Source organism: Pseudomonas sediminis (assembly GCF_002741105.1).
Taxonomy (GTDB): domain Bacteria; phylum Pseudomonadota; class Gammaproteobacteria; order Pseudomonadales; family Pseudomonadaceae; genus Aquipseudomonas; species Aquipseudomonas sediminis.
In genome coordinates this window covers 19,274-33,048 of sequence record NZ_NIQU01000001.1, presented here as the reverse complement: position 1 = coordinate 33,048, position 13,775 = coordinate 19,274, and the positions used below count along the sequence as shown (strand labels likewise).

Annotated in this window: 15 protein-coding genes; 10 read left to right on the top strand and 5 right to left on the bottom strand. The window is 64.4% G+C overall.

Going from position 1 to position 13,775, the window contains the following annotated elements; all coding sequences use genetic code 11:
* Window positions 1–43 precede the first annotated feature (43 nt).
* Together recO and pdxJ are read left to right on the top strand one after the other, a co-directional pair.
* Entirely contained in the window at window positions 44–733 is a 690-nt protein-coding gene (gene recO / locus CDO35_RS00165) for a DNA repair protein RecO (protein WP_099522038.1), read from the top strand.
* Complete coding sequence (gene pdxJ / locus CDO35_RS00160; protein WP_099522037.1) at window positions 726–1,472, top strand: pyridoxine 5'-phosphate synthase; 747 nt, start codon at window positions 726–728, stop codon at window positions 1,470–1,472. The genes recO and pdxJ overlap by 8 nt, the downstream gene beginning before the upstream one ends.
* A gap of 75 nt (window positions 1,473–1,547) precedes the next feature.
* On the opposite strand, the gene CDO35_RS00155 is transcribed toward pdxJ, so the two are convergent.
* Window positions 1,548–2,432 carry a LysR substrate-binding domain-containing protein gene (locus CDO35_RS00155; RefSeq protein WP_099522036.1) on the bottom strand — a complete coding sequence of 295 codons (885 nt, stop codon included), beginning with the start codon at window positions 2,430–2,432 and terminating at the stop codon, window positions 1,548–1,550.
* A 116-nt stretch (window positions 2,433–2,548) separates the two neighbouring features.
* On the opposite strand from CDO35_RS00155, the gene CDO35_RS00150 reads away from it, so the two are divergent.
* Window positions 2,549–2,809, top strand: coding sequence for a hypothetical protein (locus CDO35_RS00150; RefSeq protein ID WP_099522035.1), 261 nt, complete (start codon window positions 2,549–2,551; stop codon window positions 2,807–2,809).
* 67 nt (window positions 2,810–2,876) lie between these two features.
* On the opposite strand, the gene cmoB is transcribed toward CDO35_RS00150, so the two are convergent.
* The 3 genes from cmoB to CDO35_RS00130 form a co-directional block, all read right to left on the bottom strand.
* Complete coding sequence (cmoB, locus tag CDO35_RS00145) at window positions 2,877–3,845, bottom strand: tRNA 5-methoxyuridine(34)/uridine 5-oxyacetic acid(34) synthase CmoB (RefSeq protein WP_099522034.1); 969 nt, start codon at window positions 3,843–3,845, stop codon at window positions 2,877–2,879.
* A complete protein-coding gene (gene cmoA, locus CDO35_RS00140; RefSeq protein WP_099522033.1) occupies window positions 3,842–4,585 on the bottom strand; it encodes a carboxy-S-adenosyl-L-methionine synthase CmoA in 744 nt (247 codons plus the stop codon). Before cmoA ends, cmoB begins: the two co-directional genes overlap by 4 nt.
* Window positions 4,586–4,881: 296 nt before the next feature.
* Entirely contained in the window at window positions 4,882–5,520 is a 639-nt protein-coding gene (locus tag CDO35_RS00130; protein WP_099522032.1) for a lysoplasmalogenase, read from the bottom strand.
* Between the two features lie 153 nt (window positions 5,521–5,673).
* On the opposite strand from CDO35_RS00130, the gene CDO35_RS00125 reads away from it, so the two are divergent.
* Window positions 5,674–6,909 carry an RNA polymerase sigma factor gene (locus tag CDO35_RS00125; RefSeq protein ID WP_099522031.1) on the top strand — a complete coding sequence of 412 codons (1,236 nt, stop codon included), beginning with the start codon at window positions 5,674–5,676 and terminating at the stop codon, window positions 6,907–6,909.
* 74 nt (window positions 6,910–6,983) lie between these two features.
* On the opposite strand, the gene rapA is transcribed toward CDO35_RS00125, so the two are convergent.
* Window positions 6,984–9,827, bottom strand: a complete 2,844-nt coding sequence (rapA, locus tag CDO35_RS00120) for an RNA polymerase-associated protein RapA (protein WP_099522030.1) — start codon at window positions 9,825–9,827, stop codon at window positions 6,984–6,986.
* Between the two features lie 166 nt (window positions 9,828–9,993).
* On the opposite strand from rapA, the gene CDO35_RS00115 reads away from it, so the two are divergent.
* The 6 genes from CDO35_RS00115 to CDO35_RS00095 all read left to right on the top strand — a co-directional run bounded on the left by CDO35_RS00115 (window position 9,994) and on the right by CDO35_RS00095 (window position 13,770).
* On the top strand, window positions 9,994–10,287 hold the full coding sequence (locus tag CDO35_RS00115; protein WP_099522029.1) for an aspartate-semialdehyde dehydrogenase: 294 nt from the start codon (window positions 9,994–9,996) through the stop codon (window positions 10,285–10,287).
* Window positions 10,288–10,321: 34 nt separating this feature from the next.
* A complete protein-coding gene (locus CDO35_RS00110) occupies window positions 10,322–10,921 on the top strand; it encodes an alpha-ketoglutarate-dependent dioxygenase AlkB family protein (RefSeq protein ID WP_099522028.1) in 600 nt (199 codons plus the stop codon).
* Complete coding sequence (locus CDO35_RS22905; protein WP_099522027.1) at window positions 10,918–11,079, top strand: hypothetical protein; 162 nt, start codon at window positions 10,918–10,920, stop codon at window positions 11,077–11,079. The genes CDO35_RS00110 and CDO35_RS22905 overlap by 4 nt, the downstream gene beginning before the upstream one ends.
* Before the next feature lie 200 nt (window positions 11,080–11,279).
* A complete protein-coding gene (gene ccoM, locus CDO35_RS23065) occupies window positions 11,280–11,396 on the top strand; it encodes a cytochrome c oxidase subunit CcoM (RefSeq protein ID WP_017361612.1) in 117 nt (38 codons plus the stop codon).
* A gap of 195 nt (window positions 11,397–11,591) precedes the next feature.
* A complete protein-coding gene (locus CDO35_RS00100; RefSeq protein ID WP_099522026.1) occupies window positions 11,592–13,580 on the top strand; it encodes an FUSC family protein in 1,989 nt (662 codons plus the stop codon).
* The gene (locus tag CDO35_RS00095) at window positions 13,567–13,770 is read left to right on the top strand and encodes a DUF1656 domain-containing protein (protein ID WP_099522025.1); all 204 of its coding nucleotides are present in this window, start codon (window positions 13,567–13,569) and stop codon (window positions 13,768–13,770) included. The genes CDO35_RS00100 and CDO35_RS00095 overlap by 14 nt, the downstream gene beginning before the upstream one ends.
* The last annotated feature ends 5 nt before the right edge of the window (window positions 13,771–13,775 follow it).

The following is a 13,775-nucleotide window of genomic DNA, read 5'->3' as shown; positions in this document are numbered from 1 at the left end:
GCATCCTCGTTGTTGCTCATGGCGCATTCTGGCGGTTACTCATATGACTTCTGCCGCCTACGTTCTGCATAGCCGTCCGTACAAGGAAAGCAGCGCCCTGGTGGACTTCTTTACCGCCCAGGGGCGCGTGCGTGCCGTGCTACGCGCCGCTCGTGGCAAGGTCGGCAGCATTGCCCGGCCTTTTGCTCCGCTGGAACTGGAGCTGCGTGGGCGGGGCGAGCTGAAGACCGTCGGCCGCCTGGAAAGCGCCGGCATTCCTCTGTTGCTAACCGGCGAGGCGCTGTTCTCTGGGCTCTATCTCAACGAACTGCTGATCCGCCTGCTGCCGGCCGAAGACCCGCACCCCGTGATGCTCGAACACTATGGCCTCACCCTGCAGGCACTGGCTGCCGGTCGGGCGCTGGAGCCGCTGCTGCGCGCGTTCGAATGGCGTCTACTGGACGAGCTGGGCTATGGTTTCGCCCTGGATCGTGATCAGCACGACCAACCCATCGTTCCGACTGCACTTTACCGTTGGCAGCAGGACATAGGCCTGGTGCCGGTGGTACAACTGCAACCCGGTGTATTCCAGGGCCGCGAACTGTTGGCCATGGCCGAAGCCGACTGGCAGACCCCAGGTGCGCTGGCTGCCGCCAAGCGCCTGATGCGTCAGGCGCTGGCACCTCATCTCGGCGGCAGGCCTCTGGTCAGCCGCGAACTTTTCATGACGCTCAAGGAGTCCAAGCGTGACTGAGGCCAATCGTATTCTGCTCGGCGTGAACATCGACCACGTCGCCACCCTGCGCCAGGCTCGTGGCACGCGCTACCCGGACCCGGTCAAGGCCGCGCTGGACGCCGAAGAAGCCGGCGCCGATGGCATTACCGTGCACCTGCGTGAAGACCGCCGACACATTCAGGATCGCGACGTGCGTGTGCTGGCCGATGTGCTGCAGACGCGGATGAACTTCGAAATGGGCGTCACCGATTTCATGCTTGGTTTCGCCGAGCAGATACGTCCGGCGCATGTCTGCCTGGTACCGGAAACCCGCCAGGAGCTGACCACCGAAGGCGGTCTCGATGTGGCCGGGCAGGAGGCGCGCATCGCCGCGGCGGTGGAGCGTCTGACGCTGGCGGGTTGCGAGGTATCGTTGTTCATCGATGCCGAAGAGCTGCAGATCGAAGCGGCCATGCGCGTCGGCGCGCCGGCCATCGAACTGCACACCGGTCGCTATGCTGATGCACACACCGCAGAAGAAGCCGCGCATGAGCTTTCACGCATTCGCGATGGCGTTATCTGCGGCCTGAACCACGGGCTGATCGTCAACGCCGGTCACGGCTTGCACTACCACAACGCCGAGGCCGTCGCCGCGATTCCCGGCATCAACGAACTGAACATCGGCCACGCTATCGTCGCCCATGCGTTGTTCGTCGGTTTCAAGCAGGCCGTCGCCGAGATGAAGGCGCTGATCGTCGCCGCTGCCTACCGCGGCTAGCGTACTTTGTGGGAGGGGCTTCAGCCGCGACTTTCGATGGTCTATCGCCGCTGAAGCGCCTCCCACTTCGTTCGTTCAGTCCTGGCTGAAAGCCTGAACCATCTGCCTGGCGAGTACCTCGACGGCGTCATTGCGTTGGTGGCCGAGAATCAGTTTGATGTGGTACTCGCCAAGGGCAGGCAAGCCCTGTTCCGCACCGAGCCGGCGCAGGGGTGGTCTGACCAGACTGCGCGGGAAGGGCGCGATGGCGAGGTCGGCGGTCATTGCCGCTTCCTGGCCGGCGCACTGTTCACAGGAATAGGCGATACGGTACGCCAGCCCTTGTCGGTCCAGCGCATCGAGGGCGGTACGGCGCCAGGCGCAGCCCGGGTTGGCCAGCGCCAGTGGCAGGGGCGAGCGCTGGATGGCCAGGCCGCCGTCCCGTCCAGCCCAGACCAGCTCCTCGGAATAGATCACTTCGCCGCGTGAGTCATCCAGACTGTCATTGCCCGCGTTGATCAGGGTCAGATCCAGCTCGCCTGCATCCAGCTTGGCCACCAGATCCACGCTGCGCCCCACGTTGACCTCGACCTCCACACCCGGATGGCTGCGGGCGAACAGCATGAGTACGCCGGGCAGCACACGGTCGCCTATATCGTTCGGTGTACCGAAGCGCACGCGGCCGGTCAGCGTCGGGGTGAGAAAGCGTGCCACCGCTTCTTCGTTGAGCTTGAGCAGACGTCTGGCGTAGCCCAGCAGCAGCTCGCCTTCGGCTGTCAGTTGCACGCGCCTGGCCTCGCGGGAGAACAGGCGCTGGCCCAGTGTTTCCTCCAGACGCTTGATCTGCAGGCTGACGGCTGCCGTGCTGCGAAACACTTGCGCTGCCGTGCGGGTGAAGCTGCCGCTGTCGGCGATGGCGACGAAGGTGCGCAGCACATCGCTTTCCAGAAGCGGCAGGGCGGTGGTGGCTGTCATGTTCATGATCGTTAAATATTACTTAATTAGATGTTTGGTATTTGTCTTTTGTTTGAACGATAGGCGCGTTTCATTCTGATCGCAAGCCCGGCACACGCCGGCAGCGAAACGGAGGAAATGCCATGAACAGTTCGAGCAAGTACGACAAGTCGCGTCCGGCCATGCCCGAGTTCTACATGCCGGCCATGTGGCCGCTGGATCTGCAGTACGCCATCGTCGACTGGGTTGGCGCCTGGTTCTGGCGTCGGCGCATGCGTCGTCTGCTGGCGCAGGATGTGCAGGGGCAGATTCGCCTGGGCAGCGCGCGTGGCGTGGTAGAGCAGGGCGCCGGTGAACCGCTGCGGCTGATCGCACAGCGGCGGGCGCGTTGGCTGCGACCGTAGGACGGGTGCAACCGCCAATCGCAGTCTGGCAGGGCAGGGTGCTCCCGTCCTGCCAGAGTCGCTGTTCTTAGGGCTTGCGCGCGACCAGTACGGCGCGGGTCGGTGCCGGCAGGCCTTCGACGGTGCGGCTGTGGTCGGCCGGGTCGAGGAACTCCGGCAGCGACTGAAAGCGCATCCACTCGGTGGCACGTTGTTCTTCCACCGAGGTGGTGCTGACGTCGACGCAGCGTACGTCCTCGAAACCGGCACGGCGCAGCCAGCGCTCCAGTGCCGGCACCGAGGGCAGGAACCAGACGTTGCGCATCTGTGCGTAGCGGTCTTCCGGTACCAGCACCTGCTCACTGTCGCCCTCGACCACCAAGGTTTCCAGCACCAGTTCGCCGCCCTTGACCAAGGCATCCTTCAGATCGAGCAGGTGGTCGATGGGCGAGCGGCGGTGGTACAGCACACCCATGGAGAACACGGTGTCGAAGCCCTGCAGTTTGGTCGGCAGCTCTTCGAAGGCCAGCGGCAGGTGCCATACAGGCTGATCCGGCAGGTAGCGCTTCATCGCCAGGAATTGGCAGAGGAACAGCCAGTTGGGGTCGATGCCGACCACGCTGTCTGCGCCCGCGCCGAGCATGCGCCACATGTAGTAGCCGTTACCGCAACCGACATCGAGGATGCGCTTGCCGGCCAGGTCGAGGTGCGGGGCGACACGCTGCCATTTCCAGTCCGAGCGCCATTCGGTGTCGATATGCACACCGAACAGGTCGAACGGCCCCTTGCGCCAGGGAATCAAGCCCTGCAGGGCGGTCTTCAATTGTGCGCGGGTCGCTTCGTCGCTGGCGCCGCCAAAGGCGAAGCGCTGCACCAGCTCTACCTCGCTCACTGGCAGATCCGGCAGTGCCTGCACGGCGCCATACCAGCGCGGCAGGTCACCGTGACCGATGGCCAGTTTGGCATCGAGTTGCCCGGGCAGCTCACAAGCCCAGTCCAGCAGCGGGGTGCCGGCCAGTTGCGCCTGCAGCGCGTCGAGATCCAGGTCGCGCATCATGGCAGGGCCACCAGCGAGGCGAAGTTAAGGCACTGGAACCAGGGCACCACCTTGCTGAAGCCGGCGGCCAGCAGGCGCTCGCGGTGCTGCTGGAGGCTGTCGGGTAGCATCACCTTCTCGATGGCGCTGCGCTTCTGCGCAATCTCCAGGTCGCTGTAGCCGTTGGCGCGCTTGAAGGCGACATGCAGTTCGGTGAGTAGCTCATGCTCGGCGGCGTCTTCGAAGCGCAGTTTCTCCGAGAGGATCAGCGCGCCACCGGGCAGCAGGGCCTGGCGAATGCGTGTGAGCAGTTCCAGGCGCCGCTCCGGCGGGATGAACTGCAGGGTGAAGTTAAGCGTGACCAATGAGGTGGGCTGCAGATCGAGGGCGAGAATGTCGGCCTCGATCACCTCCACCGGCAGCAGTTCCTGGAACATGGCGTTCTGGGCATGCAGGTACTCGCTGCAGCGCGCAACCATGGCCGGCGAGTTATCCACGGCGATCACCTTGCAGCCATCGACGCGTACGTGGCGACGCAGGGCCTGGGTGACTGCACCGAGCGAGGCACCGAGGTCGTAAAGGGTGGTCTGCGGCTGGGCGAACTGACCGGCGAGCACGCCGATGTTCTCGACGATAGTCGGGTAGCCGGGGACCGAACGCTTGATCATGTCGGGGAAGACCCGTACCACATCCTCGTTGAAGGCGAAGTCGGGCACCTCGGGCAGAGGCTGGGCGAATAGGCGATCAGGTTCTTGGCTCACGGCGGTCGCAACGGGTAGCGGAAAAGGCCGGCATTTTAGGCTTTGTACGAAAAGTCGTCGAGCGATGGTCAGGCGAGGCAAAAACGGGTGAGGAAGCGGAGTTTACGAGTTGTAAATGAGCATGACTCGCTGCGCTCGCCCTCCGGGCCGCGCTGAAGCGCGTTAGCCGTAAGCGGCTTGCTGAACCAGTTTTTAACGAAGCATCACCGAGCGCAGGCACTTTTCGTACAAAGCCTAGCCAAGTGCGGGCAATAGTCAGGGCTTTCCCGATTGTTCGTCCGCCCGCTGCAACAGCTCTAGGCCTTGGTGCGTCGAAAGGCCGAGGCGGCGATGCCCCACTGGCCAAGCCAGTAGGTGAGGATGATGGCGTAGGGCGCCGCGTCGAAGCTGGTGACGAAGCGGTCGATGCCGATCAGGCTGTCGGACAGCACGAAGAGCGCCGCACCAACTGCGGCGAGACTGGTGGAGCGCGGCTGTAGGTCCGGGTGGCCGATGCGGGCCAGGGCGCGCCAGAGCATCAGGCAAATCGCGGTGGCATAGCAGGCCACCGGAATCAGCAGCTCGCCCAGACCGCTGCTGGCCAGTATGGCGAACATCGCGCCACCGGCGATCAGCGCCAGCAGCAAGGCGGGTAGGGCCGGCAGCCGGCTATCGGAGACGTAGGCGCGCAGATAGGCCAGGTGGCCGATCAGGAAGGCGCCGAGGCCGAACACGAAGAGGTCGCCAGGCCAGTCCAGAAGGATGTCGCCGGCCAGGGAAAATACCAGGCCGATGCAGATCCAGCGGCGGTAGGTGCCAGCCGGTGCCTGGCGCAGCCAGAGCAGCAGGGCGATCACCGGGATGCCCTTGGTCAGCAGGCTGAGCTGCGCATCGCCGGTGATCCGGCCATAAAGAAATACCGCAGCACCCGCCAGGCCGAGCAGCAACCAACGCATAGCAAGACTCCCTTCGTTATTGGAATGGCGCGACTATGCCCAGCGGCCGTGCGGCTGCCAATGCGAGGGGTGCCAAATCGAGTGGCGGATCGTGCCGCCCCTCGACGTCACGAGCAGTATTGGGCAACGTAGGCATTCGTCGAGGAGAAGCGCATGTCGATATCGCCACCTGTCACCGATCTGATCGCGCGGCTGTACCGCGAGGAGTCGCGTCGGGTGCTCGCCACCCTGATTCGCCTGCTCGGCGATTTCGACCTGGCCGAAGAGGCGCTGCATGAGGCCTTTCGCAGTGCGGTCGAGCAGTGGCCGCAGAGTGGTGTTCCGGACAACCCGCGCGCCTGGCTGGTCTCTGCTGGGCGCTTCAAGGCCATCGACAACCTGCGTAGGCAGCGCCGCTTTCAGCCGCTGGACGAACAGGTCGAGTTGCCAGATGAGAGTGGCGCCGAGGAGGGCGAGCTACTCGAGGACGACCGCCTGCGCCTGATCTTCACCTGCTGCCACCCGGCGCTGGCCAGCGATGCCCAGGTGGCGTTGACCCTGCGCGAGGTGTGCGACCTGACCACCGAGGAGATCGCTCGCGCCTTCCTCTCCAGTCCTTCGACCCTGGCGCAGCGCATCGTCAGGGCCAAGGCGAAGATTCGCGACGCGCGCATCCCTTACGAGGTGCCGGGGCGTAGCGAACTGCCCGAGCGCCTGGAGGCGGTGTTGCGGGTGATCTATCTGGTGTTCAACGAAGGCTACTTTGCCAGCTCCGGCGATTCACTGACCCGCAGCCAGCTGTCTGAGGAGGCGATTCGCCTGGGCCGTTTGCTGCAGGAGCTGCTGCCCGAGCCGGAGGTGCAGGGGCTGCTGGCGCTGATGCTGCTGCATGAATCGCGTCGCGCGGCACGCAGCGGGGTCGATGGCGAGGTGATCTTGCTGGAGGCGCAGGATCGCAGTGTGTGGGACCGCGAACTGATCGCCGAAGGCGAGGCCCTGGTCCTGCAGGCCCTGCATTCACGGCGTTTCGGCCCTTACAGCCTGCAGGCGGCGATTGCCGCGGTGCATGCCGAGGCGGCCAGTCTGGAAGACACCGATTGGGTGCAAATCGTCGGCCTGTACGACGAGCTGCTGCGCCTGAGTCCGTCGCCGGTGATCGAGCTCAACCGCGCCGTGGCGCTGGCCATGCGTGATGGTGAGCAGGCGGGGCTGGTGGAGATCGACCGATTGCTGGCTGCAGGCGAGTTGGACGGTTACCACCTGGCCCATGCGGCGCGGGCCGATCTGCTGCGCAGGCTGGGCCGCCGCGAGCAGGCGATTGCAGCCTACCGTCAGGCCCTGGCGCTGGCGCAACAGGGCCCGGATCGGCAGTTTCTGCAGAGGAGGCTGGAGGAGCTAGGTGACCCGTAGAGTGCGCTGTACGCACCGAAATTCTTCGGTGCACACGCTCGGTGCGCATGGCGCACCCTACGGAGCGGGCATGTTTAACCCGCTACGAGTACGCGAATCGCTTCCAGGCGCAGGGCGGCCTTGTCGAACATCGCCAGGCTCTGTTCGCGCTGCTCGCGCAGGGCGTCGATCTCGCTGTCACGTACGCTTGGGTTGACCGCGCGCAGGGCGACCAGGCGCGCCAGTTCTTCGTCCAGTTCGGCGATCAGGCGGCGTTTGGCCTCGGCGACGCGCTCGACATGGCGCGGCATGACCTTGGCTTCAGCGTCGTTTATCTGTTTGGCCAGCACGTCGCGCTGGGCCTGGACGAACTTGTTGGCGCTGGCGCGTGGCACGCTTTCGAGCTGGTCGTTGAGCGTCTCGAAACCGACCTTGGCGGCCAGGTCATTGCCATTGGCATCGAACAGGCAGCGCAATGCCGCCGGTGGCAGGAATCGACCGAGTTGTAGTTTGCGCGGGCCGACCACTTCACTGACGTAGAGCAGCTCGAGCAGCACGGTGCCGGGCTTGAGCGCCTTGTTCTTGATCAGTGCGACGGCGGTGTTGCCCATCGAACCGGACAGCACCAGGTCCATGCCGCCCTGCACCATGGGGTGTTCCCAGGTGAGGAACTGCATGTCTTCGCGAACCAGGGCCTGCTCGCGGTCGTAAGTGATGGTCACCGCTTCGTCGTCACCCAACGGGAAGCTGGCATCGAGCATCTTCTCGCTGGGGCGCAGGATCAGGGCGTTGTCGGAGTGGTCTTCGCTGTCGATGCCGAAGGCGTTGAACAGCTCTTCCATGTAGATCGGCAGGGTGAACTGGTCGTCCTGCTCGAGGATCGCCTCGACCAGCGTTTCGCCTTCACCGGCGCCGCCGGAATTGAGCTCCAGCAGGCGGTCACGGCCGCTGTGCAGCTCGCCTTCCAGGCGAATGCGCTCGGCAGTGGCTTCGTCGACCAGTTGCTGCCATTCGCCGTCGTCGGCGTTCTCCAGCATCGGCAGCAGACGCGGGCCGAACTGATGCTGCAGGGCGTTGCCGGTCGGGCAGGTGGCGAGGAAGGCATTCAGCGCCTGGTGGTACCACTGGAACAGGCGCTCCTGCGGGCTGTTCTCCAGGTAGGGCACGTGCAGCTGGATGCGGTGCTTCTGGCCGATACGGTCGAGACGACCGATGCGCTGCTCGAGCAGATCCGGGTGTGCCGGCAGGTCGAACAGCACCAGGTGATGGGCGAACTGGAAGTTGCGGCCTTCGGAACCGATCTCGGAGCAGATCAGCACCTGCGCGCCGAACTCTTCGTCGGCGAAGTAGGCCGCCGCGCGGTCGCGCTCGAGGATGCTCATGCCCTCATGGAACACCGTGGCGGGGATGCCGGAACGAACGCGCAGGGCGTCTTCCAGATCCAGCGCGGTTTCGGCGTGGGCGCAGATCACCAGCACCTTGAATTTCTTGAGCATCTTCAGGGTGTCGATCAGCCACTCGACGCGCGGGTCGATGCGCCACCAGCGTTGCTCGTCACCGACCTCTTCCTGGGCCTGATAGCTGACTTCCGGGTACAGCTCGGCATGCTCGCCCAGCGGCAGCTCCAGGTATTCGTCCGGGCTCGGCAGCGGGTAGGGGTGCAGTTCGCGCTCGGGGAAACCCTGCACGGCGGCGCGCGTGTTGCGGAACAGCAGGCGGCCGGTGCCGTGGCGATCCAGCAGTTCGCGTACCAGGCGAGCGCGGGCTTCGCTGTCGCCAGTATCGATGGCGTCGAGCAGTTTGCGGCCTTCATCGCCGAGGAAGCCGCTGATGGCATCACGGGCCTGGGCGCTGAGCCTGTCCTGATCGAGCAGTTCCTGCACGGCTTCGGCAACAGGGCGGTACTGACTGCTTTCAGCGCGGAAGGCTTGCAGGTCGTGGAAGCGGGCGGGATCGAGCAGGCGCAGGCGGGCGAAGTGGCTATCCTGGCCGAGCTGTTCCGGGGTGGCGGTGAGCAGCAGCACGCCGGGGATGACCTCGGCCAGTTGCTCGACCAGGGAATATTCGGAGCTGGCCTGTTCCGGGTGCCAGACCAGGTGGTGTGCTTCGTCGACCACCAGCAGGTCCCAGCCGGCGGCGAACAGCGCGTCCTGGGCCTTCTCGTCGTCCTTCAGCCACTCCAGGGCGACCAGCGCCAGCTGGCAATCCTCGAAGGGGTTGCTGGCGTCGCTTTCCATGAAACGCTCGGCGTCGAACAGGGCGACGTCGAGGTTGAAGCGCCGGCGCATTTCCACCAGCCACTGGTGCTGCAGGTTTTCCGGCACCAGGATCAGCACGCGGCTGGCGCGGCCGGAGAGCAGTTGGCGATGGATCACCAGGCCGGCTTCGATGGTCTTGCCCAGGCCCACTTCGTCGGCCAGCAGTACGCGCGGGGCGATGCGGTCGGCCACTTCACGGGCGATGTGCAACTGGTGGGCGATCGGTTGTGCGCGGGCGCCGCCCAGACCCCAGAGGGACGACTGCAGCAGGCGGCTGTTGTGCTCCAGGCTGTGATAGCGCAGAGCGAACCAGGGAAGGGGATCGATCTGGCCGGCGAACAGACGGTCGCTGGCCAGGCGGAACTGGATGAAGTTCGACAGCTGGGTTTCCGGCATGGTGACCGGCTGATGCTGGGCATTGAGGCCGTGGTAGACCAACAGGCCGTCGACGTCTTCGACTTCCTGCACGGTGAGCTTCCAGTTCTCGAAGTGGGTGATCTCGTCGCCCGGAGCGAAGCGTACACGGGTCAATGGGGCATTGCGCGTAGCATACTGGCGGGTTTCGCCGGTGGCCGGGTAGAGCACGGTGAGCAGGCGGCCGTCCTCGGCGAGGATGGTTCCCAGACCCAATTCCGCTTCGCTGTCACTGATCCAGCGTTGCCCCGGTTGATATTGCGCCATGCCTGTTTGTCTCCCGCGTGAAAAAGCCGGCTATGTTAACGGATGCGGCGCTGCGGCCAAAGCGGTCGTGGCACTATTGCCGTGCGGCTTAGTCGAAAGTGTAGCGAGCGCCGGCTAAAGTCGCGGCTCACGGGGCCGACAGCCTGACCAAAGGAGGTGCTGTAACGTGCTACCGCCTATCCCCCATAGCCTGGTGCCAGTCACTGCCACGCAGGACGTGATCAAGCCCAAGCCCGAGATTCCTCCGGTGACCCCGGCCGAAGGCAGCGCCAAGGAAAGTGCGCTGAGCCTGGACAAGCGTCACCCGCAGGAAACCGAGGAGTTGCTGCGCGAAGAGCAGCGCCGCCGCCAGCGACGTGGCTACACTCCGGAACAGCTGGCCGAGGCCGAGCCGGAAGAGGTAGAGCAGACCCTGGGCGATCTTCCGCGACAAGGACTTTGGGTGGATGTGGAAGTCTGAGAAACTCTTTTCATTCTTTTGTGCGTAGATCGTCATGCTGTTCGCCGACCCCTTGCCCGCACTTGCCGATGCAGAGCTGGACTACCTCCCCGGCTGGATCGACCCCGCGCTCGCCGACAGCTGGCTGCATACGCTGGTCCAGCAGACACCCTGGCAGCAGCCCGAGCTGTTCATCCATGGCCGCTATCACCGAACCCCACGGCTGACCGCCTGGTATGGCGATCCCGAGGCGCGTTACCGCTACTCGGAGAAGATACACGAGCCCTTGCCCTGGACGCCGCTGCTGAGCGAGATTCGCCAACGGCTCGAGAAAGAAGTCGGGCAACCGCTCAATGCCGTGCTGCTCAACCATTACCGCGACGGCCAGGACTCCATGGGCTGGCACAGCGATGCAGAGCCAGAGTTGGGGCGCGATCCGCTGATCGCCTCGCTCAATCTGGGCGGCAGCCGGCGTTTCGACCTGCGCCGCGTCGGTAGTACGCGCATCGAACATTCACTGACGCTGGAACACGCTTCGCTACTAGTCATGCGCGGGCCGACCCAGCATCATTGGCAGCATCAAGTGGCGAAGACGCGGCAAGCCTGCGCACCACGCCTGAACCTGACCTTTCGCCTGATTCGGTTTCCGCTATGAGCAATGACGACAAGCTGATCGACTTCGCCGCCGAGCGCGACAAGCGTATCCACGACCTCAACGACAAGCGCCTCAACGAGATGCGCGATGTCTTCGAGCAGGTTTTGCCGCTGAGCAAGGCCAAGAAGAAGCCGAAGAACAAACCCAAGAAGCGCTGAAACTCCCACCCTTTGTTCGTCATGCACGGCTGCCTGGCCGTGCTTTCCGCCTCGTACCCCCTCGATTTCTTGACCTGGGTCAGTATTCCCTCCGGCCTGGTCGCGCCTGCTCGTCAGCCATTGATCCAGATCAATTTTCCCGCCGCCAGCGCTGATAACGTGAAGCCATCCCAGACAGACAGGCACAACAGGAGGCAGCCATGTTCGTCGATACAGTGGTTCTCGCCGGAGTCGGCACCGTTCTTCTGATGGTCGCGTTTTTCGGGGGTGTTGGTTACTTCATCTGGAAGGATGCTCACAAGCGCAAGCAGAGCTAACCCTTCCAGTTCACTGGGCACGCAAGGCAATTCGGGCGACTTCGGTCGCCCTTTTTTTATTTGCATGTTGCCTGCCTGGGCGTATGGCGCCTTCTGGACATAAATGCTTAGCTAGCTAATAATTGAGTTTCGCACGGAGGCGGAACTCAATCGCTACAGCTATGTTCAGAGTTGAGATTTCTTCAGGTAGCCATCGTGCGTGATTCCTTGCTGGCGTTTCTCGCGCCAAGCTCGCAAGCCATTCAATTTGCCATCAAGACCCTGCTCGGCGGCGGTCTGGCGTTGTGGTGTGCGTTGCGTTTCGGCCTGGAGCAACCGCAGTGGGCGTTGATGACCGCGTTCATCGTCGCCCAGCCGCTGTCCGGTATGGTGGTGCAGAAGGGCCTGGCGCGGCTGCTTGGTACGCTGGTCGGCACCTTCATGGCCGTGGTGATGATGGGCCTGTTCGCCCAGGCGCCATTGCTGTTCATACTGGCGTTCGCCTTGTGGTTGGCGTTGTGTACGGCGTCCTCGACCATGTTGCGCAGCGCCTGGTCGTATTCCTTCGTGCTGGCCGGCTACACCGTAGCGATCATCGCCTTGCCGGCCATCGGCAAGCCGCATGTGGTGTTCGATGAAGCCATCGCCCGCTGCACGGAAATCTGCCTGGGCATCATCTGCGCCACCCTGAGCAGCGCCTTGCTCTGGCCGCAGCGCGTCGAGAGGCAGCTGGCGCAGCAGGCGCGCAACGCCTGGCAGGCCGGCGTCGCCGCCTCGCGCCAAGCATTGGCGGGTGAGGCCGATGCGCGGCAGGGCTTGCTGGAGGTGCTGGCGCGTATCGTCGCTGTCGATGCCCAGCGTGAGCACGCCTGGTTCGAGGGCGCGCGTGGTCGCCAGCGTGCCGTGGCGTTGCGGGTATTGAGTCGTGATCTGCTCGGCATGTTGCGCCTGGCTCGCGGGGTAGCGCGGCAGTGGCGACAGTTGAGCAGCACCGAAGCGCAGGCCGTTGCGCCCTGGCTGCAAATGGTGGATGAGCGCCTGCAGCAGGCGCAACCGGCAGGCTTGCTGGAGCTGGTGGAACAACTGCGTCAGACGGCGCTGGACGAGGAACTGAGCAGTGGCCAGCAATTGTGCCTGGAGCGGTTGATGGTGCTGCTGTTGCGCGTCGAGGATGCCAGCCGTGCCTTGCTCGCGGTCGAAGAAGGCAGGGCTCCGGCCGATGCGCCGCGTGCCTTGTCCTGGCATTACGACTGGCAGAGCGCGTTGGTGTATGGCGCGCGTAGCGCGTTGACCTTCATGACCCTGGCGGCGTTCTGGCTGGCCACAGGCTGGACCCACGCCACCGGCGCGCTGCTCCTGGCCTGTGTGGTCTGCAGCCTGTTCGCCCGGCTCGAAGCGGCGCCGCAGATCGGCATGATGTTTCTACGCGGCATCTTCTACGCGCTGCCGGTGGCGTTCTTCGTCGGCCAGATTCTGATGCCGCAGATCGATGGCTTCGTGATGCTTTGCCTGGTGCTGGGCGTGCCGCTGTTCTTTGGCGTGTTGGGCATGGCCAAGCCGGCGACGGCCGCCACGTCGACCTCGTTCTGCCTGCATTTCATCGTGCTGTGCCTGCCGGCGCCGGGTGTCGGCTACAACGTCGAGTTCTTCCTCAATGAAGCGCCCGGCATGCTGATAGGCGTGGGCTGTGCGGTGATGGCCTTCAAATTGGTGGTGCTGCGTAATCCGGTCTGGCATGGCCGTCGCCTGATGCAGGCGATCCTGGCCGATCTCGGTCGGCTGACCCGCCGCGATCTGGGGCGTGCCGAGAACTGGTTTGGCGGGCGCATGGCTGATCGTCTGATCCAGCTGGCACGGCACTATCCGGCGCGGCCGGATCAAACGCGCAGCCGCTGGGACGATGGCGTGGCCGGTCTCGACCTGGGCGACGAGTTGTTGCATCTGCGCAAGTGCCTGGCCAATGCCGATGCCGGTCTGTCTCGATCGCAGCAGCGTTTCCTGGCGCGCCTCGATGACGCGTTGGAGCGTGGTCCCGCACCAGGCCGTGAAGATGACCTGAACGCAGCGGTGGCCGAGTTGCAGGAGGCCTTGCGCGCCTGCACGCCGAGCATCGACAAGCGCCTGGCTGAGGCGGCTCTGTTGCAACTGCAGAACGGCTGGCGCCACTGGTGCCAACTAAGGGGAGGGGCTGATGGGCTTGCATGAATGGTCGCTGGGCGGCGTGTTGCTTAGCCCGATGGCGGCCTACGCGTTATTGGCGCTGCTGCTGACCGGCGTGTTGCGCCTGGGCTTGCAGCGCATCGGGCTGTCGCGCTGGATCTGGCACGAAGCCCTGTTCGATTGTGCCTTGTATGTCTGCGTGCTGGCGGCGGTAATCGCCGTCCTGGCGCATTGAGGAGA